Origin of the sequence: Corynebacterium sp. MSK195, from assembly GCF_030228885.1 — a bacterium.
Classification (GTDB): Bacteria; Actinomycetota; Actinomycetes; order Mycobacteriales; family Mycobacteriaceae; genus Corynebacterium.
Genome location: NZ_JASPGT010000004.1, coordinates 44,088 through 65,413 on the forward strand (window position 1 = coordinate 44,088; position 21,326 = coordinate 65,413).

Annotated in this window: 25 protein-coding genes; 19 read left to right on the top strand and 6 right to left on the bottom strand. The window is 57.9% G+C overall.

All coding sequences use genetic code 11. The features are described from left to right. Positions 1-15: 15 nt before the first annotated feature. The 5 genes from QP909_RS05340 to QP909_RS05365 form a co-directional block, all read right to left on the bottom strand. Positions 16-951 carry a CE1 family esterase gene (locus QP909_RS05340; RefSeq protein WP_284766425.1) on the bottom strand — a complete coding sequence of 312 codons (936 nt, stop codon included), beginning with the start codon at positions 949-951 and terminating at the stop codon, positions 16-18. Then, a complete protein-coding gene (locus QP909_RS05345; protein ID WP_049358954.1) occupies positions 944-1,273 on the bottom strand; it encodes a YbjQ family protein in 330 nt (109 codons plus the stop codon). The genes QP909_RS05340 and QP909_RS05345 overlap by 8 nt, the downstream gene beginning before the upstream one ends. A gap of 9 nt (positions 1,274-1,282) precedes the next feature. Further along, positions 1,283-1,957 carry a LysE family translocator gene (locus QP909_RS05350; RefSeq protein ID WP_005323229.1) on the bottom strand — a complete coding sequence of 225 codons (675 nt, stop codon included), beginning with the start codon at positions 1,955-1,957 and terminating at the stop codon, positions 1,283-1,285. Between the two features lie 136 nt (positions 1,958-2,093). After that, positions 2,094-2,462: a LysE family translocator gene (locus tag QP909_RS05355; protein ID WP_284766426.1), complete on the bottom strand. Its 369-nt coding sequence runs from the start codon at positions 2,460-2,462 to the stop codon at positions 2,094-2,096. Positions 2,463-2,873: 411 nt separating this feature from the next. After that, positions 2,874-4,099, bottom strand: a protein-coding gene (locus QP909_RS05365) for an IS3 family transposase (protein WP_284766427.1) whose coding sequence is annotated in 2 segments (ribosomal slippage) — positions 2,874-3,820 and positions 3,820-4,099 — 1,227 coding nt in all. Because the reading frame shifts where the segments join, the coding sequence is not laid out codon by codon here. A gap of 121 nt (positions 4,100-4,220) precedes the next feature. Between QP909_RS05365 and QP909_RS05370 the strand changes: the two genes are divergently transcribed. From QP909_RS05370 to QP909_RS05440, 15 genes are all read left to right on the top strand, one after another. Then, positions 4,221-4,670: a hypothetical protein gene (locus QP909_RS05370; protein WP_284766428.1), complete on the top strand. Its 450-nt coding sequence runs from the start codon at positions 4,221-4,223 to the stop codon at positions 4,668-4,670. 2 nt (positions 4,671-4,672) lie between these two features. Next, on the top strand, positions 4,673-5,032 hold the full coding sequence (locus tag QP909_RS05375) for a hypothetical protein (protein ID WP_284766429.1): 360 nt from the start codon (positions 4,673-4,675) through the stop codon (positions 5,030-5,032). A gap of 79 nt (positions 5,033-5,111) precedes the next feature. Next, positions 5,112-5,921 (top strand): tetratricopeptide repeat protein, encoded by an 810-nt coding sequence (locus QP909_RS05380; RefSeq protein WP_284766430.1) that lies wholly within the window; start codon positions 5,112-5,114, stop codon positions 5,919-5,921. Beyond that, complete coding sequence (locus QP909_RS05385; RefSeq protein WP_005329477.1) at positions 5,921-6,904, top strand: HAD-IIA family hydrolase; 984 nt, start codon at positions 5,921-5,923, stop codon at positions 6,902-6,904. The genes QP909_RS05380 and QP909_RS05385 overlap by 1 nt, the downstream gene beginning before the upstream one ends. Next, on the top strand, positions 6,895-7,056 hold the full coding sequence (locus QP909_RS05390; RefSeq protein ID WP_005324658.1) for a hypothetical protein: 162 nt from the start codon (positions 6,895-6,897) through the stop codon (positions 7,054-7,056). The genes QP909_RS05385 and QP909_RS05390 overlap by 10 nt, the downstream gene beginning before the upstream one ends. Beyond that, entirely contained in the window at positions 7,056-7,862 is an 807-nt protein-coding gene (locus tag QP909_RS05395) for a TlyA family RNA methyltransferase (RefSeq protein ID WP_239282549.1), read from the top strand. Before QP909_RS05390 ends, QP909_RS05395 begins: the two co-directional genes overlap by 1 nt. Continuing rightward, on the top strand, positions 7,859-8,743 hold the full coding sequence (locus QP909_RS05400) for an NAD kinase (protein ID WP_284766431.1): 885 nt from the start codon (positions 7,859-7,861) through the stop codon (positions 8,741-8,743). Before QP909_RS05395 ends, QP909_RS05400 begins: the two co-directional genes overlap by 4 nt. Beyond that, positions 8,743-10,413 carry a DNA repair protein RecN gene (gene recN / locus QP909_RS05405; protein ID WP_284766432.1) on the top strand — a complete coding sequence of 557 codons (1,671 nt, stop codon included), beginning with the start codon at positions 8,743-8,745 and terminating at the stop codon, positions 10,411-10,413. The genes QP909_RS05400 and recN overlap by 1 nt, the downstream gene beginning before the upstream one ends. Positions 10,414-10,432: 19 nt before the next feature. Then, entirely contained in the window at positions 10,433-11,584 is a 1,152-nt protein-coding gene (gene steA, locus QP909_RS05410) for a putative cytokinetic ring protein SteA (protein ID WP_284766433.1), read from the top strand. A 3-nt stretch (positions 11,585-11,587) separates the two neighbouring features. Beyond that, positions 11,588-12,490, top strand: a complete 903-nt coding sequence (locus QP909_RS05415; protein WP_284766434.1) for a copper transporter — start codon at positions 11,588-11,590, stop codon at positions 12,488-12,490. A 3-nt stretch (positions 12,491-12,493) separates the two neighbouring features. Beyond that, positions 12,494-13,132: an NUDIX domain-containing protein gene (locus QP909_RS05420; RefSeq protein WP_284766435.1), complete on the top strand. Its 639-nt coding sequence runs from the start codon at positions 12,494-12,496 to the stop codon at positions 13,130-13,132. Continuing rightward, a complete protein-coding gene (gene xerD / locus QP909_RS05425) occupies positions 13,129-14,019 on the top strand; it encodes a site-specific tyrosine recombinase XerD (RefSeq protein ID WP_284766436.1) in 891 nt (296 codons plus the stop codon). The genes QP909_RS05420 and xerD overlap by 4 nt, the downstream gene beginning before the upstream one ends. Before the next feature lie 12 nt (positions 14,020-14,031). Next, the gene (locus tag QP909_RS05430; protein WP_284766437.1) at positions 14,032-15,039 is read left to right on the top strand and encodes a hypothetical protein; all 1,008 of its coding nucleotides are present in this window, start codon (positions 14,032-14,034) and stop codon (positions 15,037-15,039) included. Between the two features lie 127 nt (positions 15,040-15,166). After that, entirely contained in the window at positions 15,167-16,039 is an 873-nt protein-coding gene (locus QP909_RS05435; RefSeq protein ID WP_239278878.1) for a ParA family protein, read from the top strand. A gap of 6 nt (positions 16,040-16,045) precedes the next feature. Continuing rightward, a complete protein-coding gene (locus QP909_RS05440; RefSeq protein ID WP_005324675.1) occupies positions 16,046-16,843 on the top strand; it encodes a segregation and condensation protein A in 798 nt (265 codons plus the stop codon). Here the strand turns inward: QP909_RS05440 and QP909_RS05445 are convergent. After that, positions 16,840-17,406: a GNAT family N-acetyltransferase gene (locus QP909_RS05445; RefSeq protein WP_284766438.1), complete on the bottom strand. Its 567-nt coding sequence runs from the start codon at positions 17,404-17,406 to the stop codon at positions 16,840-16,842. The genes QP909_RS05440 and QP909_RS05445 overlap by 4 nt on opposite strands. Before the next feature lie 88 nt (positions 17,407-17,494). On the opposite strand from QP909_RS05445, the gene scpB reads away from it, so the two are divergent. From scpB to der, 4 genes are read left to right on the top strand one after another with little or no spacing between them, the layout of a single operon-like run. After that, positions 17,495-18,049, top strand: a complete 555-nt coding sequence (gene scpB / locus QP909_RS05450; protein ID WP_284766439.1) for an SMC-Scp complex subunit ScpB — start codon at positions 17,495-17,497, stop codon at positions 18,047-18,049. Between the two features lie 55 nt (positions 18,050-18,104). After that, the gene (locus QP909_RS05455) at positions 18,105-19,016 is read left to right on the top strand and encodes a pseudouridine synthase (RefSeq protein ID WP_284766440.1); all 912 of its coding nucleotides are present in this window, start codon (positions 18,105-18,107) and stop codon (positions 19,014-19,016) included. Then, positions 19,016-19,711, top strand: a complete 696-nt coding sequence (gene cmk / locus QP909_RS05460; protein ID WP_284766441.1) for a (d)CMP kinase — start codon at positions 19,016-19,018, stop codon at positions 19,709-19,711. The genes QP909_RS05455 and cmk overlap by 1 nt, the downstream gene beginning before the upstream one ends. Then, complete coding sequence (der, locus tag QP909_RS05465) at positions 19,704-21,284, top strand: ribosome biogenesis GTPase Der (RefSeq protein WP_049378105.1); 1,581 nt, start codon at positions 19,704-19,706, stop codon at positions 21,282-21,284. Before cmk ends, der begins: the two co-directional genes overlap by 8 nt. Positions 21,285-21,326 lie beyond the last annotated feature (42 nt).

The following is a 21,326-nucleotide window of genomic DNA, read 5'->3' on the forward strand; positions in this document are numbered from 1 at the left end:
CGCGCGCGGCTATGGCTACGGGTGGGCGATATGGAAGAAGTCCAGCACCGTATCGGTGGTCCACTCCGCTTTCACCAAACCGGAATGGTCCGTAGCCCCGCCGTTCCACGTGTGCGTGCCACCGTGGATGGTGTACTGCTCGGTGCGCGCATCACATACCCGCCAGGTAAAGTGCTCCACCGCTTCTTTCCGACGCCTCTTTGGAAACGGATTGCAGCCATTCTCCCTGGCAATCCCGCGCAGCGATTGCTTCACCGAGCGGTAGTGCGCGCCGTGCTGGTGCCCGCCATCGTAATTCATGAGCACATCCTCGGTGCCGTGAATATCCAGGTAATCGGTGGGTTCGCTGGCGCAGTCTTTTTCCACGCGGTCATACTTGGCCGCCGAAACCGTGGCCACCGCGTCGAATAGACCCGGCCGCTTGCACGTCACCGCGCGGGCAAATCCGCCGCCATTGGAAAAGCCCACGCCATAGGTGGTGTCCGTGGCGGGATAGTGGCGGCGAACGAAATCAATCGTGTCATCGACGTATTTAAGGTCATCCTCCAAGCTGGTTACCGCATACGGTGCCGGCGCCCACGCCTTCCCCGCGCCTTGGACGAAGACGGTGATGGCATCGCCCTGGGAGAGGTCGGTGCCTTTGAACATATTGCCGGCGTCCATCTCATAGCCGTGCATCGCCACGACCACGGGCAAGCGGTGGCGCTTATCCGCATTAAACGGCACGTGCACCACAAAACTGCGATGATTTTGCAGGTTAATTATCTGGTACTGGCCATTGGCCGTTGTGCCTTGGTCCGGCAGCGTGGTGATATAGCCATCGGCCGCGCCTTGCGACTCATTTGGCACGCTGCCCGGCTGCGGCAGTTCTTCCTCGCACCCTGCCATTAGCCCGGCGGCCGCGCATAACCCAGCGCATAGGGCCAGTGCTTTCTTGCCTACCTTAATCACGGGCGCGCAGCTTCACCGCAGTGCCGGTCGCTGTAACCATCAACATGTCATTCGAGGTGCCCATGGGCGAATAATCAAAGGCGATGCCCACCACACCATCGGCCCCGAGCTCCTGCCCGCGGCGCCACAATTCATCGAGCGCTGCCTCGCGTGCCTTGATGGCCTCGCTCTCGTACCCGGCGGAGCGCCCACCGGTGATATTGCGGATGGATGCCCCGAAATCCTTCAGCATATTAATACCGATGACGGTTTCCCCGGCGATGATGCGGATATAGTCCGTAATCTCATAGCCATCAACGGTATTGGTAGTGGTAAAAATCATGGCCCCAGATTACATGGCTATAAGACCACGCACTCCCTCGAAAAGGATGATGACACCCAGCAGCAGGAAGACCACGCCGCTGACAATATCCACCCAGGCGGAGTTCTTAGCCATCCACTTTGAGACCGCACGGGTACTTAAAGCCACGCCGACAAAAAGCACGAGGCTTTCCAGAATCAATACGGCACCCACCATGAGATTGGCGCCGATGCCCATGCCGGGATCAATGAAATTGGCAAAGATGGCGCCAAAGAAGATGACCACCTTGGGGTTCGAAAGATCGCAGATAAATCCCATGCGATAGGCAGTGCCCGCCTTGATGATGCCGTCCGGTGTAAACCCGCGCGGCTGCGGGGCGCGGGTTTCGGTGCCCACGACGGTTGCGGGCGCGCGGCGCTCCTTGATGCCACCGGTAATGGCGGTATAGGCCATCCACAGCAGGTAACAGCCACCGAGAACTTGCAGCGCCACGAGGATCCCAGGGTGCGCAGAAATCAGCGCGGACAGCCCCGCCAAGGAGGCCACGGTCCAAATGGTAAGGCCGGTGGTACTACCCAGCGCCGCCCATACGGCTGCGCGCGTAGAGCGCGCACCTAAGCGAATGATTTGCACTACGTCTGGGCCCGGCGAGGCCATCGCCGCGAACCACACGCCCATCAGGGTCACGAGGGCGCTAATAGCCACCTAACACCTCCATACTCGCATGCCATTGGATCAACGCATGCCACTATAAGGACGCTCTCACCTGCAGCGAAACAGGTAAGTCCTGTGATTTAGGTAGCTCCTATATCAACTCTTTTATAGAAATCCGCCACCTGCACTAACCAAAGAGCTCGATGATGCCCTCCACCGCCATAACGAGTCCCAGCACCGCAAAGATAAGACCCGAAACGATATCGATGGCCGCGGAATGATGCGCAATCCAACGCGATGCCGCGCGCACAATGAAAGCGATGGTAGAAAACCACGTCAAGGACATCGCCAAGAGGATCACCGCCACCGCAACGGTCCACGTGGGCGACATATCGGGGCGAATAAACTGCGCGAAAACCGCACCAAAGAATACCAGCGCTTTCGGATTGGACAGGTTGGTAACCACCCCGAGCTTATAGGCGAGCCAGCCAGTCAAGTCATTAATGCTGCCGGCCGCGATGGCCTGTTCCGTGTAATTCTCGGTGTCCGCCACCACGGTAGGTACGCGGCGGACTTAAAACCGGAACGAATCGAAGACACGCTCATATGGACAAAAGCCCGCCAATGAGTTGCAGCGCACCCAACACACTAGGCCGTGCAGTGATCACCGCGGAGCGCCAGCCAAGGATGCTGTCACCCAAAACTCTGTGCCGCTGCACACCCCAACGCACACATCAACCCGGCGCGGGGGCCTGACCCCCGGAAAGTAGACACGTCGGGGGTTAGCTATGCTGCTTGAGTCAGTGTAGCTGATGTGAGTGCTTCGAAGTCATCGGGGGCTAAGAGGCTGCACCAGGAGTGCCGTCTGCGCGTGTTGTAGCGCATGCACCATCGAAAGACTTCTTGGCGGCAGATGACGGGATTGTCAAAGACTTTCTGAAGCGTCCTGGGTTTAGTTCCGCTTCTTTTACGGCCCTGTGTTGATGGGCTGGGTGAGATAGTACTCGGTTTCTACTTCTTGTGGGGTGGCGTAGTCCAATGCTTCGTGAAGCCGCTTGGTGTTCCACCAATGCACCCACCGCAAGGTGGCCAGTTCGACTTCTCCGACCGACGTCCACGGGCCTTGGGCATGAATCAGTTCCGCCTTGTAGAGACCATTGACTGTCTCAGCTAGAGCATTGTCATAAGAATCGCCGACTGTCCCCACACTCGGGCGTATTCCTGCTTCCGCGAGAGCGGTGGAATACTTCAGTGACACGTACTGGCTGCCCCGATCACTGTGGTGAATCAGCTGGTTTCCATGGATTCTCCCTGCAGTCGTTAACGCATGCTCCAAGGCCTCCATGGGCAGCGCATCGGTACGCATCGTTGAGCGTGTAGCAACACCAACAATCTTTCGACTGTAGACATCCACGACAAACGCGGTGTAGGCGAATCCTGACAGGGTGCGAACGTAAGTAATGTCGGCAACCCACAACCTTCCTGGTGCTTGTGCTCGAAAGTTTCGCTGCACTAGGTCTGGGCGATGATCCGGTTTCTTCGGGCTAGTCGTTGTCACGGGGGTTCGTCCACGTCTGCGGCCGGAAACACCAGCTAGCTTCATCAGTCGTGCAGTCTTGTCGCGGCCGATATGAAAGCCTTCACGGTTCATCGCGTGCCACATTTTGCGGATGCCGTAAACCGAGAAATTCTGCGCATGCACACGTTGTATCTCTGGGATGAGAAGGCTATCGCTTAAGGCTCTTGCGCTGGGAACACGTGTAGTGGCTTTGCGGTAGCCGCGTGAAGTGATGAATCCACGATCTGCTTGTTTGAGGACTCGGCAGATGGCCTCGACCCCAAACTGATCCTTATACGCGTCGATGTAAGAGATCATTTGGTCGTGGGTCGGTCGAGTTCCGCTGCGAAAAAAGCCGAAGCAGTCTTAAGAATCCCGTTTGCTCGCTTCAGCTCACGGTTTTCGCGGCGCAAACGCTTGAGTTCTTCTTCCATTGTTTCGCCGCCAGACGCGTCAGAGTCATCACGTGCTGAAGCGCTGTCACGGTACCAAGCCCGCAACGTGTGGTGAGATACTCCAAGCAGCTCACCGACCTCCGTGTAGGCGCGTTGCAGTGAGCAGGACTCCAAGCGGACCATTTCGATGATCTGATGGACCGCCTTCTCCTTGAACTCGACGGAATACTTTCTAGGCATAGTTCAATCCTTCCTTAGCTGAGGTAGGAACTAAACCCAGGACGCTTCAATGTTCTGAAGAGCAAACTTTTTCATTGCATCTTCGCTACACTTATCCACTCACTAGTTTGGGAGGAAGCTCATGTGGTTCGATGGCTATCATCGGCAATTTGGAAGACGCCTGGAAGAGTTTCAAGCGGTTGCGATTCCTGAGACGCTCGCGGAGCTATCGCCGGTGCAGGTAGAACAAGTCACCCAGGGGTCCAAAGAATTTCCGTTCGACGCGGTGCTAGGCGTCTTAAACTCCAAGCACAGCTACGAAGACAAGGTTTCCCGAATACTGGCTATCAGCGGTACATGGATGAATGCTGCTTCCGGTAGGCAGTGGGCTCTAGGCCCATTGAGCAGCACAGCATACTCCGAACGGGTAGGCATAGGCGTTAGATGGGGTGAGATTGCATTCTCACCACTATTGAATGTCGCAGAGAACCTTATTGATGCTTACCCGACTTGGCCAGGCGTGCTCAGGGAATTCGCTGAGAACCAAGAGTTTAACCGTGATTATTTTTCGCAGCGGCTTAAGGAGATTTAGCGGTGGCTGACTTTTCTTCTGAAAGACCGCTAGTTGCTTCTGGATTTAGGGTCTTTTTCGGTATCGGCACTGCGCTGCCGGGCTCTTTGCTCTTGTCTATTTCGTGTGAAGGTGGCAGTGAGGGCTGGTGGGATGCTGCGACTGGTGCGGTCTTGATTCTGCTCGCAGTGATTCTTCTCGGTTGGGCTGCATTGAGGAATGGGGTGCGTCGTCAAGCGCTGTGGGGCCTGCTATTTGTTGTCTACGGTATTTTAGGCGCGCTGCTTGTTCCTGGTGGTAGCATCCGTTTCGTAACGGTGTGCGTCTGGGTTAATCTGATGAATTTCGTTTGGGTAACGCTGCGGCAGCCCGTCAGGATCTAAATTCCGGCTTTTCGTTTGCGGGTTGTAGAATAGGGCCGGTATTTCTGTGCTAGTTCCAACCAAGAAAGGGTAGGGCTGAATGTCGGAGCGCAATCACAATGGGCGCGGCGGACGTGACCGCAAGCCACGCAATAACAAGGGCCGTGATTTTAAGGGCGATTCCCGGAAGAAGAAGTCTTTTTCGCCGCAGCGCTCCGGTTACCGTGAGGAACGCATTAACCGTCGCATGAGTGACCCAGACATCCCGGCAGAGGTAGATGTCAACGACCTGGACCCGATGGTGCTGCAGGACCTGAAGTCGCTATCGAAGGAGAATTCCGAGGCCGTCGCTAAGCATATGATCATGGCTGCGACCTGGATGGAGGATGATCCTAAGCTGGCCCTGCGCCACGCACGCGCTGCCAAGGATCGTGCAGGCCGAGTTGCTATCGCCCGTGAAGTCAACGGAATCGCTGCGTATCGCGCCGGCGAGTGGAAGGAAGCACTCGCTGAGCTGCGTGCCGCGCGCCGCATTTCCGGTGGCCCCGGGATGCTTGCAGTCATGGCTGATTGCGAGCGCGGTTTGGGCCGCCCGGAAAAGGCGCTCGAGCTAGGCCGTGCGGAGGAAGCATCAGAACTTGATGAAGAGTCCACGATTGAGCTGGCAATTGTTTTGGCCGGCGCCCGTCTAGACATGGGTCAAGCTGAGTCCGCGGTTGTCACCATTCAGCGCGCACATCCTGACCGCGATGCCCGCGGGGTAAGCGCATGCCGTCTCGCTTATGCCTACGGTAATGCTCTGCTTGAAGCAGGTCGGAAGGACGAGGCTCGGGACTGGTTTGAGCACGCAGTTTCTATTGATGAAGGCGACTGGACTGATGCTGCCGAGCGCCTAGAGGAGTGCAAGTAGTGACGGTCCTCAGCAAGCACGATGCTCTTCTCCTTGATCTCGATGGCACCGTGTGGGAAGGCGGCCGTCCACTCTCAAACGTAGTGGACGTCATCAACACCTGCGGAGTGCCGGCAGTGTATGTGACCAACAATGCTTCGCGCAGCCCGCAGGCAGTGGCGAAGATGCTCGCGGACATCGGGCTCACTGCGGGTACAGAACAGATCGTTACCTCTGCGCAAGCGGTTCTCCAACTAGCAGCAGAAGAGGTCCCAGCTGGGGCGAAGCTCCTTATCATCGGTGCCGATTCCCTCCGTGACTTGGCCCGAGAGATGGGCTTCAAGGTAGTCTCCAGCGCCGATGACAAGCCTGCTGCTGTAGTGCAAGGCTTTGATCGCTCGGTTGGCTGGGAACACTTGACTGAAGGTGCCTTGGCCATTCGCCAGGGAGCCAAGTTCTTTGCTTCGAATCTCGATACCTCTCTGCCAATTGAGAGAGGCCTTGCTGTGGGTAATGGTTCTCTGGTTGCCGCCATCCAGTCAGCCACCGGGGTAGAGCCGGTATCTGCTGGCAAGCCTGAGCCGGCCATGTTTACTTTTGCGGCAAAGCAAATCGGCGCGAAAAAGCCACTTGCTGTGGGCGACCGCCTGGATACTGATATTGCAGGTGGTAACTCTGCTGCAATGGATACCTTCCATGTGCTCACCGGCGTTTCTGGTGAGTTGGAGCTGATTGAGGCTCCTGTGGAGGCACGCCCTAACTTTATTGGCGCAGGAATGCACGAGTTGGCCCTTCCTGTCTCCGTCGCTCGTCCCGGAGCACAGGGTGGATTTACGGCGCGGTGCGATGGCCATGACCTTCTGCTCGAGGGCGGAGACGAAAAGTCTACCTCCGTGCAGGCATTGCGCACCGTGTTGGAAGTTGCATGGGCCATGCCGTCGCCGCCGCGCTATATTCAGCCGCGTAGCGAGCGTGCGGAAAAGGTTGTTGCGCAATGGCGGTAAAGCCGCACGACTTTCGAGCAGTCAAGGAGCCAGCAGAGATCGATGCGGAAGTAGCAGAGATCCTTGGAGAAGACGCAGCGGATTTGGCCGCTGAAGTAGATCAGCTTGATCGCGCTCACAATGTGTTGCGCGATGCATTGCAGGAGAATTGATGCCCCCACAACGTCGTAGGTTAGATGCGGAGCTGGTGCGCCGAAAGATTGCGCGGTCACGTGAGCAGGCGCGGGAGATGATTAAGTCCGGCCGTGTCACAGTTGGTGGCTTCAAGGCGCAGAAGCCGGCGTCGATTGTAGAGCCCGAGGTTTCCATCAAGGTAGAGGAAGCCGAAGAAGATAAGTGGGCTTCACGTGGCGCTCACAAGCTTTTGGGCGCCTTGGCGGCGTTTGACGTCGACATGAACGGCCGTATCCTCGATGCCGGCGCTTCTACCGGTGGCTTTACGGACGTGTGCTTAGAACACGGTGCGCAGGAAGTGCTGTCTGTCGACGTGGGCTATGGGCAGCTGCTCTGGCGCCTGCAAAACGATGATCGCGTAACCGTTTTGGACCGCACCAATATCCGGAACTTGACGCTGGAGCTTACCGACGGCCCCTGCGACGGCATGGTAGGCGACTTGTCCTTCATTTCCCTCCGCTTGGTATTGCCGGCCATTGTGGATTGTCTGAAAGACGGTGCTTGGTTGTTGCCTATGGTTAAGCCCCAATTTGAAGTGGGCAAGGAGCGCCTCGGAAGCGGTGGCGTGGTTCGTTCTCCGGAGTTACGCAAAGAAGTAACCAAGGAAGTCGCTGAATTTGCGTTGTCGCTGGGGCTTAGTATGCATGGGGCTGTTGCATCACCGCTGCCTGGGCCAAGCGGCAATGTGGAGTACTTCCTGTGGCTGAAGAAGGACGGTCAGCCCACAGATCTGGCTAAAGTGGAAGAAATGATTGACCGCGCAGTCGAGGAAGGCCCGCAATGACACGTGAGATCCTGTTGGTACCTCATGCCAACCGCCAGCAGAACCTGGAGGCGACGTCGCGTGCAGCGGAGCTTTTGCAAGATGCGGGCATTACTGTTCGAGTGTGCGCGGACGAAAAGGTACTGCCGGGATTAAAGCATGTACCTCACACTGAAGATGCGGCCGCAGGGTGCGAATTGGTATTGGTTTTAGGCGGCGATGGAACCTTCCTCCGTGCCGCCGACATGGCGCGAGCCGTAGATATTCCAGTGCTGGGCATCAACCTAGGCCACGTGGGATTTCTGGCCGAGTGGGAGGTTGAATCCCTCGACCAGGCCTTGGTGCGGGTCATTGAAAAGCGCTACCGCATTGAAGACCGCCTCACCATTGATGTGTCCATCTTTGATGAGGAGGGAACCCTTCTTAGCCGCAGCTGGGCTTTGAACGAGGCTTCGGTAGAAAACCAAAACCGCTCCGGCGTCCTGGATGCAATCTTGGAAGTTGACCGCCGGCCGGTGTCGTCCTTCGGCTGCGATGGCGTGCTTATTTCCACGCCTACCGGATCCACCGCCTATGCATTTTCCGCAGGTGGTCCTGTGTTGTGGCCCTCTCTGGATGCAATTTTGGTGGTACCTAATAATGCGCATGCGCTGTTTACCAAGCCATTGGTTGTATCGCCCAATTCTTTAGTGGCTGTCGAATCGACGATGCGCACGACTCCAGCCACCGTGATACTAGATGGCTTCCGCGAATTTGCGATGCCACCAGGGGCACGAGTGGAAGTAGTGCGAGGCGAGCGTCCGGTGCGGTGGGTACGCTTGGATGACCAACCTTTTACTGACCGTTTAGTCTCGAAGCTGCGCCTGCCCGTGGAAGGGTGGCGCGGGCCGAAGGAGAAATAGTGCTCGTCGATATTTCCATCAATGATCTGGGCGTTATTAGCCAGAGCTCCGCGGAACTATCCGCGGGCCTTACCGTGCTTACCGGTGAAACCGGTGCGGGTAAGACCATGGTGGTTACTGGTTTAAGGCTCTTAGCAGGTGGTCGCGCGGATGCCTCCCGGGTGCGCGATGGCGCGAAAAAGGCTGCAGTGGAGGGACATTTTTCCTCTGCAAAGGACTCGATCCGTGAGCTGGTAGATTCGGTAGGCGGAGAGCCCGACGAAAATGGCGAGTATATTGTTTCACGCACAGTCTCTGCCGCGGGAAGATCGCGGGCCTATTTAGGCGGCCGGGCGGTACCGGCTGCAACTCTGGGCGAGTTCGCGCGCGAGCTTATAACGGTCCACGGACAAAATGATCAGCTGCGTCTGCTCGCGCCCGAGGAACAACTGGGTGCGGTAGATCGTGCGGACCCGGAATTGGCGCGTGTGCGGGAGCGCTATACCGAGGCCTTCAAAGAGTGGCGCAGCCTCGCCAAAGACTATAAGAGGCGCACGGAGCAGCGCCGCGAATTGGCGCAGGAAGTCGACCGCCTGCAATTCGCCGTCGATGAGATCGATGGTATTGCCCCAGAACCTGGCGAGGATGAGGAACTGGTGCAGCTGGTTCGCAAGCTGCAAGATGTTGACGGGTTGCGGGAGTCCGCGGAAATCGCGTTGGCTTCCATCGATGGTACCGAGGAACTGGAAGAGGCCGCCTCGGCACTGCTAGGCCGAGCGGTTTCTGCCTTGGCGGGATCCACCGATAAGGAACTAGCGGCCTTGGGCGAACGGCTCAGCGAGATCTCGACGCAGTTGGGCGATATCTCCGGTGAGCTCGGTGGGTATCTAGCCGGACTGCCGGCGGATCCACACCTATTGGAAAAGTCCCTCCAGCGGCAGCAGGAATTGCGCACGTTGACTAGGAAATACGCAGGGGATATTGATGGAGTCGTAGCTTGGCGCAATGAGGCAGCGGCAAAACTGGAGTCCATGGATACCTCCACAGAAGCCCTGGAGGAGCTGAAAAAGCAGGTCAAAGACGCTGAATCGGTGATGATTGAGCGGGCAGGGGAGCTGACAAGGGGGCGTCGGAAAGCGGCGAAAGCTTTGGGGGAGCAGGTAACGCAGGAGCTCCACGGCTTGGCCATGCCAAATTCGACCTTGACGGTCGAGCTTACGCAGGCGAAATTTTCTAAGTCCGGCACAGACGCAGCCGAGCTGCAGTTGAACGGTAAGCCGATCGCCTCTGCTGCCTCGGGCGGCGAACTCTCCCGTGTCATGCTGGCCTTGGAGGTCGTGCTGGCAGACGAAGACGGCGCCACCTTAGTCTTCGATGAGGTAGATGCCGGCGTGGGCGGGCGCGCAGCGGTAGAGATCGGCCGCCGCCTGGCGCGCTTGGCGGTGCATAACCAAGTGATTGTGGTAACGCACCTGCCACAGGTCGCAGCGTACGCGGATGCGCACCTGCATGTATCGAAGGAGAAATTTACCTCTGGCGTGGCCGAGCTATCACAGGAGGAACGCGTGGAGGAGTTGGCCCGCATGCTGGCGGGGTTGGACGATACCGAGACCGGCCGAGCGCACGCGCAGGAGCTTTTTGACCGCGCACAGGAAGAAGCTTCCGCGCGCCTCGCCCACTTGAAAACATAATCACGCCACAATAGGGTCCATGGCTCTGTTTTCCCGTAACCCCGAGCAGCCTGGTGCACTGCGCGACTGCACTCCAGGCGCTAAAGGGATGAAAAAGTTTAGTGAAGGCGATGTCGCCGTAATTGATGCGGCCAATATCTCTCGCCACGAGGCTCAAACTCTCGTAGACCTTAAGCCCTCCGCCGTCATTAATGTGGCGGAATTTTCTACCGGCACTGTCCCAAATTATGGCCCGCACATGTTGCTTGACGCCGATATTACCCTCCTTGAAGGCGTGGGGCAGTCCTTTGTTTCCGAGTTCAAAGAGGGCAAAAAGGCGCGCATCGGGGAGGACGGCACCGTCTTTAGCGGCGATAAGGCGCTCGGCACCGGCCGCGTGGTAACTCGTGAGCGAGCAGAAAAGAACTTCACCGCGGCGCAGGGCGCGCTGATTGACCACATGGAATCCTTCTTTGGCAATTCCATCGATTTTATTAACTCGGAGGGCCCGCTGCTTATCGACGGCCTCGGTGTCCCCGCCTCCGGCTCCGAAATCGCCGGCCGCAAGGTTGTCCTCTTTTCGCCTACCGATAGGCACCGTGAACAGCTCAAGCAGCTGCGCAACTTCATTCGCGAGTATGAGCCGCTGCTGATCGCAGTGGGCACGGCGGCAGATTCGTTGCTGGCCCAAGGGTATAAGCCAGATTTCATTATTGGGGATCCCAATGGCGTGAGCGATGAAGCTCTGCGTTGCGGTGCCCGCGTAATCGTTCCTGCGGACCCGGAAGGCGAGGTAGAAGGCCTCGACCGCATCCAGGACCTCGGCATCGGTGCGATGACTTTCCCCGCAGCAACACACTCAGGTACCGACCTAGGCCTGCTTTTTGCTGATTATCACGGCGCGGATCTCATCGTTCAGGCAGGCGGTGGGGTAGACCTCGATGATATCTTTGCTGACCGCACCAACCCCTCGGCCGTGCTGTCCCGCCTCAAGGCCGGTACCAAGGTGGTTGACGCTGATGCGGTAATCAATCTCTACAGTGCGCCTTCCTCCAACCTCGGCTGGCTGTGGGCAGTGCTGGGAATCCTCGTTGCCATTGCGGCGGTCATCCTCATCGTCGGCTTTGGCGGCAGCCAGGACTTTGCTAGCAACCTTAGCGAAACCTGGTCTAGTCTCTTTGGGGGCGCATAAGGCATGGCAAAGACTGAGCTTGTAGCAGGCTTGGGCTTCGGCGCCGCGGTAGGCGTAGCCTTGGGCGCCCTAGTGATTGCGCCGAACTTGACCACCAGCATGGCGGACGACGATCCGATTCGCGAGGAGCACCGCAAGGTGGTCCAAGACAATAAGATTCTGCAGACCCAGAATGAGGCTAGCGACAAGCTCGTGGCAGATTCTGGTGCGGAAATGGTTGACGGGACATTGTCGCAGCGCCCAGTGCTCATTGTGACCACCGATGACGCCAATGGCGGAGACGTGGACGCGATTCGGAAGCTCTTGGAGTCTTCCGATGCCACGGAGGCCGGCGAGATTAAGCTGACCAAGGACTTCTTGCGCCCCGAAACTAAGGACAAGCTGCTTCCCATCTTGAAAGATACTGCGCCCAAGAAGGCAGATATCAAGGACTTGGATTCTGCAGGAGCCCTCAGCGGTGAGGTCCTGGGTACTGCGCTGTCTATGGATCCTGAGAGCACGAAGCCTTTGGCCTCGGTAGACGAGCGTGCAGACGTGCTCCAGAAGCTGCGCGACGAGGGCTTTATTGATTACGAGGACGGCACCATCGTGCCTGCCCAAGCCATCATCGTGGTCTCTGGAAATGGCCTGCGAGGTTACCCGTCCAGCGCGCTGGCTGAATTTGCCACCGGGTTGGATGATGTCAATGGGTCCGTGGTGTTGAGCGGGCGCACCAAGCAGACCCAGGATGATAAGGCACTAGCCCAAGTGCGTGATCAGGACGCGGAGCTGTCTACGGTCGATAGCACCGAACGGGCAGTGGAGCGCATTGCGGTCATTCTGGCCACCCAGGAACAACTTGATGGTGGCCAGGGCGACTATGGTGCCACCGAAACTGCTGACTCCGCCTTGCCGGGAAAGGAATAGCCCATGGCGCATGATTTTAAGGTGCTTGATTCGCAGCTGCTTGTCGAAGCCCCCATTCTCGCCCTCCGCCGCGACGAGGTAGTCATGCCCGGTGGCGTTTCTGCCTCCCGGGAAGTAGTCGAGCACCTAGGTGCTGTGGCCGTCGTGGCAGTGGACTCAGACGAGCGTATTGCGATGGTGTATCAGTACCGCCACAGCGTGGGAAAGCGCCTGTGGGAACTGCCAGCGGGATTGCTCGACGTACGCGGTGAGGATGAGCTGACCGGCGCCCAGCGTGAGTTGCAGGAGGAGGCCGGCCTAAGCGCGCAGACGTGGTCCGTGCTGACGGACCTTGTGACCTCTCCGGGTTTCTGCGAGGAAGCAGTCCGAGTATTCCTCGCCTCGGGGCTTTCCGACGTCCCCCGGATGGAGGCTACCGGGGATGAAGAGGCCGATATGGAAGTCGCCTGGGTGGGCCTCGACGAGGCCGTCGACAAGGTACTGCGCGGTGACATCGTCAATTCCATCGCCTGCAGCGGTATCTTGGCGGCCTACGCGGTGCTGCGCGGCGGCAAGCAGACCCGCAGCGTGGAGGAGCCGTTCGACCTTCGACCTACCTCAATGAGCTCCCGCCGCACGGGCGCGGACCTAAAGCAGCTGTGAGTGCGCTCGAAAACATAGCGCAGACGTGGCTTAATCATCTAGTAGTCGAGCGCGGCGTTTCTGCCAATACGTTGAGCAACTATCGCCGCGATGTCCGCCGCTACCTTGCCTGGCTGAGGGATAACGGGGTAGAGGATCTGCAGTCGGTGACGCGACCGATGGTGGAGGCTTATCTCAAAGACCTGCGCTCACACATGGCGGTGTCCTCAGCCAACCGAGCGCTCATCGTTGCTCGCGGACTGCATAAATTTGCCGTGTCAGAAGGCGTAGTGGACGTCGATGTCGCGGTTGAGGTAACCCCTCCGTCAACTGGGCAGCATTTGCCTGAGACACTATCGGTTGACGAGGTCACCGCCCTCATTGAAGCGACCCCTACTGAGACCCCAGTAGATGTGCGCGACCGTGCCCTGCTGGAGATGCTCTATGGCACCGGCGCGCGAATCTCAGAAATTATCTCCCTTACCGTTGATGACGTCTCCTCCGTGCAGGAGGTAATACGCCTTCGGGGCAAGGGAGACAAAGAGCGGGTTGTGCCCGTGGGCTCGCATGCCCGCCAGGCTCTCGATGCCTACTTGGTGCGAGCTCGTCCAGCGCTGAGCAAAGGTAAGACGCCGGCGCTGTTTCTCAATACCCGCGGTGGGGCTTTATCGCGGCAAAGTGCATGGACTGTGTTGAAGACGGCAGCGCAGCGGGCGCAAGTGGGGAAGTCCATTTCTCCGCATACCTTGCGGCATTCTTTTGCGACGCACCTGCTTGAAGGCGGCGCTGATGTGCGCACCGTGCAAGAATTGCTGGGACATTCCTCGGTGACGACAACGCAAATATATACTCACGTCACTGCCGATTCCTTGCGCGAGGTTTGGCGCACTGCTCATCCTCGTGCTTAAGAAAGGACCACTATGTTTTCAACTCGTATAGCTGGTGCGGTGCTATCTTCCGCATTGCTTTTCCCAGCGGTGGCACACGCGCAGCTGCCGCCGGAAGTAGAAGCTGCTATTGCTGCTCCCATTTCGGTTCCTGCCGGTCAGACCACGACTGTAAGCTTGCCCGTGCCGGCCGAAGCTAGCTACTCCGGCGACGGGTGGAATGTATCTGCCTCTGGTACCTCCGCTACCATCACCGCCCCAGCTGAAGGCGGCCAAGTCTCGGTTCCTGTTTCTGCCCAAGGTATGAATGCGACCCTGACGCTGGTAGCCGATGGGTCGGTCGCTCAGGAAGACATTCAGGAAGAAATTGACGGCGCGGAAGGTGGCCCGAACCCAGCGCCAGCGCCGGATCCGGGCTCTGATAAGCCGGCTCAAGGTGGCAAGGCGCCAGCCGGAAAAGATGCCGAGGGTGGAGCTGACAAGCCCGCGCCGTCGAAAGAAAATAGCAACTTGCCGGTTATTCCAGGTAAAAAGCCGGAGCGTAAGCCTGCCGGGGAAGCCAATCTTGAAGGTGCGGAATACGTCAACCTTGAATCCAAAATCGAAGGCAATACTATTACCGCGAAGATGGGCCTCAAGCAGGCCTATGACCTTTACCAGCAGTTCAAGGACACGCAAGAAAACGACGTCACGCTGCGCTACCTTGATGGCGAGGGCAATATCATCCAAGGCGTAGAGCGTGACGTGGATGCCTCTTCTCGAACCCTCACGCTGACCTATCCGGAAGGCGAAGCGCCTGATAATCCCTTTATTATGCAGTTGCTGCGCAATGACGGTTCTGGGGCCGCACTCATCGTCACCCTACAGGACCCCAACTATCAATCCGTCGCGGAAAACCTCGATGAGCGCCAGCAAAAGGAACCCAAAGAAGAAGACGGCGGCTCATATCTAGGGTGGATTATAGGAGGGGCAGCCGCAGCGGTGCTCATCGCACTCATAGCTCTAGTGGCAATCCTCAAACGCCGTTCTAGTCAACGCTAAACGCTTGATATAAACTAAGTCTCGGTACTTTTGGACTGTAGCGGGTACGCTTTAATGACAACGTTGTAATCAACCCTAAGCCAAGTGTCATGGTCCGGAACTTGGCGTCAAGGAAGCAGGTGTGACTGTGAGCGAAGAGGGTCTCTTTTCTGCCTCTGACGTAGAGGTGGGGCTGACCGGTCGTCCTATCCGTGAGCTACCGGAACCCGCACCCTTGGAGAAGCATGGGCCGGCCACCATTATTTCGATGTGTAACCAAAAGGGTGGCGTCGGTAAAACCACCTCTACCATCAATATGGGCGCCTGCTTGGCGGAGTATGGCCGTAAAGTCCTCTTGGTTGACCTTGACCCCCAGGGAGCGCTGTCGGCAGGCCTTGGTCTCACGCATGATGATATCGAGGACACCATTTATGACGTGATGCTCGATAGTCACACCTCTATTCATTCCGCTATCCAGCACACCGGTGTACCGGGCTTGGATCTGGTGCCGGCAAATATCGACCTTTCCGCCGCAGAAATTCAGATGGTCAATGAAGTCGGTCGCGAGCACACCCTTGCCCGGGCTCTGCGTCCGGTGCGCCGCGATTATGATTTCATCATTATTGATTGCCAGCCTTCCTTGGGCTTGCTTACCGTCAACGCCCTTGCTTGCTCACAGGGTGTGATCATCCCTATGGAGTGTGAGTTCTTCTCCCTGCGCGGTTTGGCGCTGTTGACCGATACCGTGGAAAAGGTTTCTGATCGCATTAACTTTGACCTCGAGGTCATGGGAATCCTAGTGACCATGTTTGACCGCCGGACCAAGCACGCCCGGGAAGTTATGTCCCGAGTGGTGGATTACTTCGGCGATAAGGTCTTTGACACCGTCATTACCCGGACCGTTCGATTCCCAGAGACTTCGGTAGCCGGCGAGCCGATTACTACCTGGGCACCAAACTCCCCGGCCACACAGCAGTACCGGAACTTGGCCAAAGAGGTCATCGAGCGCTCGACCGTTTAAGGTATCGTGACCCAGCCGGAGATTACGGGCTTTCGCATTGCACTGCGGAATTTTGAAGGCCCATTTGACCTGCTATTGCAGCTCATTCAGTCCAAGAAGATGGACGTGACTGACGTTGCGCTGTCAGAAGTGACGGACGAATTCGTGGCGTATACACGCCAGCTGGGAGAGTCCGCTGATCTGGATGAGACCACTGATTTTTTGCTAGTGGCAGCTACGCTCTTGGATTTGAAGGCGGCGCGGCTACTGCCGCGCGGTGACGTCGACGATATTGAAGACTTAGAACTGCTGGAGTCGCGCGACCTCCTTTTTGCCCGTCTGTTGCAGTACAAGGCTTATAAGCAAGCAGCGGACCAATTCGCCGTGTGGCAGCGCGAGGCGCAGCGCAGCTATCCGCGCGCGGTTTCCATCGAGGAGAAGTTTGCTGAACTTTTGCCTCCAGTTTCGCTCGGCCATACGCCGGCCAGCTTTGCCGAGTTAGCTGCGGGCGTGTTCCGTCCCAAGCCACCGGAGGAGGTGGCAACCGGTCACGTGCACGCCGTAGCAGTATCGGTACCAGAGCAGGCCGGCAAGATCTTGGAAACACTCAAGCTACTCGGCGCAGGTCAATGGACCAGCTTCGGTGCGCTAACCCGCGACTGTACGGTTTCTATGCAGGTAGTGGGGCGTTTCTTGGCCCTGTTGGAGTTGTACAAAGCCAAGGCGGTCGACGCGCAACAAGAAGAAGCGCTGGGTCAGCTGGACCTCTCGTGGACAGGCCTGGATGTTGACCCAGCGGTAGTTGCCGCAGCGAACTGGGACTAAGGGCGCTGCTGGATGAATTCCAGCGTCTCGGGGGAGAGCTCGCGGTCGGAGTAGACGCGTACATCAGGTTCCTCGGGGTGGTCCTCGGTGCCTATGCGGCGCCCTTCCCATACCTGTTGGAGCCCTTGCTTTTCGATGACTCGGATGGCCGCCGGGTGATTTGTGGTTACGCGGGCCGTGATCGGTGAGTCAGGGTCCACTTGACGGATGCATTTAACTGCTGCCGTGGTGATCTCTGTGGCAAAACCTGCACCCCAATGGGCGGGGCGCAGGCGGTATTTGATGTCCCAGAAGTTTGCCTCGTCGACGAAGATGGCACCACCGACGCCGACGAATTCCGAAGGGTTGTGGCGCATATACGCGGCCCAAGGCCCGAAGTGGTGGGCGTCCCACGACTCGGAGGATGCTTGTGCGAGTGCACGCGTGGTGCGGATGTCAGCAAAACGCCCATTGGGACGGTGGTTCCAGATACGTCCGTCGCTGTAGACCTTGTGGGTCTCTTCGGTATTAGCGGCGGACAGCGGGATGAGGATGAGTCTGTCAGTGCGAGTAATAGTTTCCATGACAGTATGTTAGCCGAGTCACAGTAGGGAGCGAAAGTGATTTGGAGAATTTTCAGCGACTTTTTCTTCTCCAGTAAACTCGGGCGCTATGGATCTTCCCCTCATCTCGCAGTTGCGTTCCCGTCTTGAGTCCATATTGCTCGTGCTCGACTCTCCAGCCTCTGTGGAGTCATTGGCGCGTGCGCTGGGGGCGGAAACGGACGTCGTTAGTGATTGCTTGCGTTCTATTCAGCGCGAGTTGGATAGTCGCGGTTCCGGTATTGACCTGCGCGAGACCCAAGAGGGGTGGCGCTTTTATACGCGCACCGAAAATGCCGGTGCGGTAGAAGAATTTCTCTTGGATGGTGCCCAAACCAAGCTCTCCCGCGCTGCTCTGGAGACTTTGGCGGTAGTGGCTTATCGCCAGCCCGTTACTCGCCAGCAGGTGGCGGCGGTTCGTGGCGTCAACGTTGATGGCGTGATGCGTACCCTTAACCTGCGCGGATTGGTCCGGGAGTTGCCGCAGGATGATTTTGAGGGCGCCGCGCACCGGTACGAGACGACAGAATTGTTCCTCGAGTTATTGGGGATCGATTCTTTGGAGCGCCTGCCAGACTTGGCACCGCTGTTGCCTGACGTAGAGGCGATCGACGAAGAGTACTAGCGTGGGGTAGGATTGCCCAGGTAATTTCATATCTTCGAGAGAAAAGGACACGTACGTGACTCCTCCCGCTCGCCGTGACGGCACACCGGATAAGAAGCAGCGAGACAGTGACATCATTGTCTCCAATGCCAAGCCGGCCCGTCACCAGCATGTGTCAAAGAAAAAGCAGAAGGCTACCGCAGAATCCGTAGCCCGCGAATTGGGCGCCGATTGGCTGGTCGATGAAGACAAGCCCAAGGGAGAGCGCCTCCAAAAGGTTCTCGCCAAGGCGGGCGTCGCTTCCCGCCGCCACGCAGAAATCCTCATCGATGCCGGCCGAGTTGAGGTCAACGGCAAGATCATCGTCAAGCAAGGCGTCAAGGTAAACCCCTCCGTTGACGTCATCCGAGTAGACGGCGTGCGCGTCAACGTCAATGAGGAGCACGAATACTTTGTGCTCAATAAGCCGCGCGGAATGCAGTCCACCATGTCTGATGACCTAGGGCGCCCGTGTGTGGGTGACGTGGTGTCAGAAAGGGTCGCAGCTGGCCAGCGCCTCTTTCACGTTGGCCGCCTCGACGCCGATACGGAAGGCCTGCTCATCCTCACCAATGATGGCGAGTTGGCCAACCGCTTGATGCACCCTAAGTACGAGGTAACCAAGACCTACCTCGCGACAGTATTGGGCGAGGCAGATAGGAAGCTTGTGCGCCAACTCAAGGCAGGTATCGAGCTGGAGGACGGACTGGCAAAGGCCGACTTTGCACAGGTAGTAGATACCAACCAGGGGTATTCTCTGGTGCGTCTTGAGCTGCATGAAGGCCGCAAGCATATCGTGCGCCGCATGTTGAAGGAAGCGGGCTTCCCCGTGCAGCGCCTGGTGCGCACCAAGCTACATACGGTTCAGCTGGGTGATATGAAGCCTGGCGGTCTGCGTGCCCTTAATTCCAGCGAGCTGACTAGCCTATACAAGGCGGTGGAGATGTAATGATTTCTAATATGCCGAATGAGGGTCTCATCCTCGCCGTGGATGGCCCATCTGGAACTGGAAAGTCGACCACGTGCCGCGCTTTGGCCAAGCAATTGGACGCGAAGTATGTCGATACCGGTGCTATGTATCGTGTGGCAACTCTTGCCGTGTTGCGCAATGGCATCGACCCTGCTGATACCGCCGCGGTTATTGCGGCTACGGCTAATCTGCCCTTGGGGGTATCCGATGACCCGGACTCCACCGAGGTTCTCCTCGGCGGTGAGGACGTCTCGCGCGTCATTCGAGAAGACGAAGTCACCCGTAACGTTTCCGCCGTATCTGCCATTCCGGAGGTGCGCGAGAATCTGGTTGCGCTGCAGCGCAAGCTTGCCCGCGAGGCTCACCGCGCGATTGTAGAAGGCCGCGACATTGGCACTGTGGTGCTTGCCGACGCCCCCGCAAAGGCATTCATGACTGCCTCTGCCGAGGTCCGCGCTCAGCGCCGCCAAGCCCAGAATGAAAAGGCGGGCATCGCTTCGGATTACGAGACGGTACTTGCGGATGTCCAGCGCCGGGACGCTGCGGATTCTTCCCGCAAGACCTCACCACTGCGCCCAGCGGAAGACGCAACCCTAGTCGATACTTCCAATATGAGCCCAGAGGATGTTCTGCAAGCTCTAATTAACGTGGTAAAGGAGTCTGTCAATGACTAATCACGATCCCCAGGAAGAGTCGGAGACTCAGTTTCATTACCCAGCCGGTAAGTTCGATGATGAGGTGGTAGAAGCCTCTCCTGGTTGGGCCGCCGATGATTTCAATACCGAGGAATTCGACTATGACTTCGATGACTCGGAATTTGGTGAGGCCGATTATGGCGACGATGCGCACGCAGAAGAGCCTCTGAGTGAAGAGGAGTGGGAAGAACTCTCCCGCGCCTTCGGCGTGGAGTCCGATGATCACACCGAGGAAGCATTGTGCACGGTGGCCGTAGTCGGGCGCCCAAATGTAGGTAAGTCCTCCTTGGTTAACCGTTTCCTTGGCCGCCGCGAAGCGGTGGTAGAGGACCACCCAGGCGTTACTCGTGACCGAATTTCCTACGTTGCGGACTGGAACGGTCAGCGCTTTTTGGTACAGGACACCGGCGGCTGGGATCCCAACGTGAAGGGGATCCATGCCGCGATTGCCCGCCAGGCAGAAGTCGCCATGGAAACTGCCGATGTCATCGTTATGGTGGTGGACACCAAGGTGGGCATCACGGAGACGGATGAGGTCATGGCCCGCCGCCTGCAGAAATCGCCTGTGCCAGTGATTTTGGTATCGAATAAGTTCGATTCCGATAATCAGTACGCGGATATGGCGGAATTTTATGCCTTGGGCTTGGGCGATCCGTGGCCCGTATCCGCCCAACATGGCCGCGGTGGTGCGGACGTGCTCGATGAGATTTTGCGGGTCTTCCCTGAAGAGCCTCGGCAGACCGCGATTACCTCTGGACCTCGCCGCGTCGCATTGGTGGGCAAGCCTAACGTCGGCAAGTCCTCGCTGCTGAATAAGCTCACCAGCGAGGAGCGTTCCGTGGTCGACAACGTCGCGGGAACCACCGTGGATCCGGTGGACTCGCTAGTGCAATTGGATGAGCAGCTGTGGAAGTTCATTGATACCGCAGGCCTGCGCAAGAAGGTAAAGAATGCGCAGGGGCATGAGTACTATGCGTCCTTGCGCACCCGCGGCGTAATCGATGCTGCTGAGGTCTGCATCATGCTTATCGACGCCTCTGAGGAGATCTCCGAGCAGGACCAGCGCGTGCTCAATATGGTGCTCGAGGCGGGTAAGGCACTGGTGATTGCATTTAATAAGTGGGACCTCATGGATGAGGATCGCCGCTATTACCTGGACCGCGAGATTGATCAGCAGCTGAGCCACTTGCCGTGGGTTACGCGTGTGAATATCTCTGCGGAAACGGGCCGCGCGCTGCAGAAGCTGGAGCCGGCCATGATTGAGGCACTGGAAAGTTGGGATCAGCGTGTGTCCACGGGCCAGCTGAATAACTGGCTGCGTGAGGCTATCGCGGCTAACCCGCCGCCGATGAAGAATAACCGCCTGCCGCGCGTATTGTTCGCCACGCAGGCCTCGACTCAGCCGCCGACCATCGTCTTGTTTACGACGGGCTTCTTGGATGCGGCGTATCGCCGCTACCTTGAGCGCAAGTTCCGCGAGCGGTTTGGCTTCCACGGAACGCCTATCCGAATCGCAGTGCGAGTGAGGGAGAGGCGCGGAAAGAAGCGCTAGCAGTATGCCCGTTACGCTGGGATTATAGCATCCAGGCGAGCG

What these genes read in the sequence shown, in the direction of transcription:
- der (WP_049378105.1), top strand. Translation starts at nt 19,704, where the DNA reads ATGACTAATCACGATCCCCAGGAAGAGTCGGAGACTCAGTTTCATTAC.
- QP909_RS05430 (WP_284766437.1), top strand. Translation starts at nt 14,032, where the DNA reads ATGTTTTCAACTCGTATAGCTGGTGCGGTGCTATCTTCCGCATTGCTT.
- scpB (WP_284766439.1), top strand. Translation starts at nt 17,495, where the DNA reads ATGGATCTTCCCCTCATCTCGCAGTTGCGTTCCCGTCTTGAGTCCATA.
- QP909_RS05345 (WP_049358954.1), bottom strand. Translation starts at nt 1,273, where the DNA reads ATGATTTTTACCACTACCAATACCGTTGATGGCTATGAGATTACGGAC.
- QP909_RS05400 (WP_284766431.1), top strand. Translation starts at nt 7,859, where the DNA reads ATGACACGTGAGATCCTGTTGGTACCTCATGCCAACCGCCAGCAGAAC.
- cmk (WP_284766441.1), top strand. Translation starts at nt 19,016, where the DNA reads ATGATTTCTAATATGCCGAATGAGGGTCTCATCCTCGCCGTGGATGGC.
- steA (WP_284766433.1), top strand. Translation starts at nt 10,433, where the DNA reads ATGGCTCTGTTTTCCCGTAACCCCGAGCAGCCTGGTGCACTGCGCGAC.
- QP909_RS05395 (WP_239282549.1), top strand. Translation starts at nt 7,056, where the DNA reads ATGCCCCCACAACGTCGTAGGTTAGATGCGGAGCTGGTGCGCCGAAAG.
- QP909_RS05370 (WP_284766428.1), top strand. Translation starts at nt 4,221, where the DNA reads ATGTGGTTCGATGGCTATCATCGGCAATTTGGAAGACGCCTGGAAGAG.
- QP909_RS05390 (WP_005324658.1), top strand. Translation starts at nt 6,895, where the DNA reads ATGGCGGTAAAGCCGCACGACTTTCGAGCAGTCAAGGAGCCAGCAGAG.
- QP909_RS05445 (WP_284766438.1), bottom strand. Translation starts at nt 17,406, where the DNA reads ATGGAAACTATTACTCGCACTGACAGACTCATCCTCATCCCGCTGTCC.
- QP909_RS05420 (WP_284766435.1), top strand. Translation starts at nt 12,494, where the DNA reads ATGGCGCATGATTTTAAGGTGCTTGATTCGCAGCTGCTTGTCGAAGCC.
- QP909_RS05415 (WP_284766434.1), top strand. Translation starts at nt 11,588, where the DNA reads ATGGCAAAGACTGAGCTTGTAGCAGGCTTGGGCTTCGGCGCCGCGGTA.
- QP909_RS05380 (WP_284766430.1), top strand. Translation starts at nt 5,112, where the DNA reads ATGTCGGAGCGCAATCACAATGGGCGCGGCGGACGTGACCGCAAGCCA.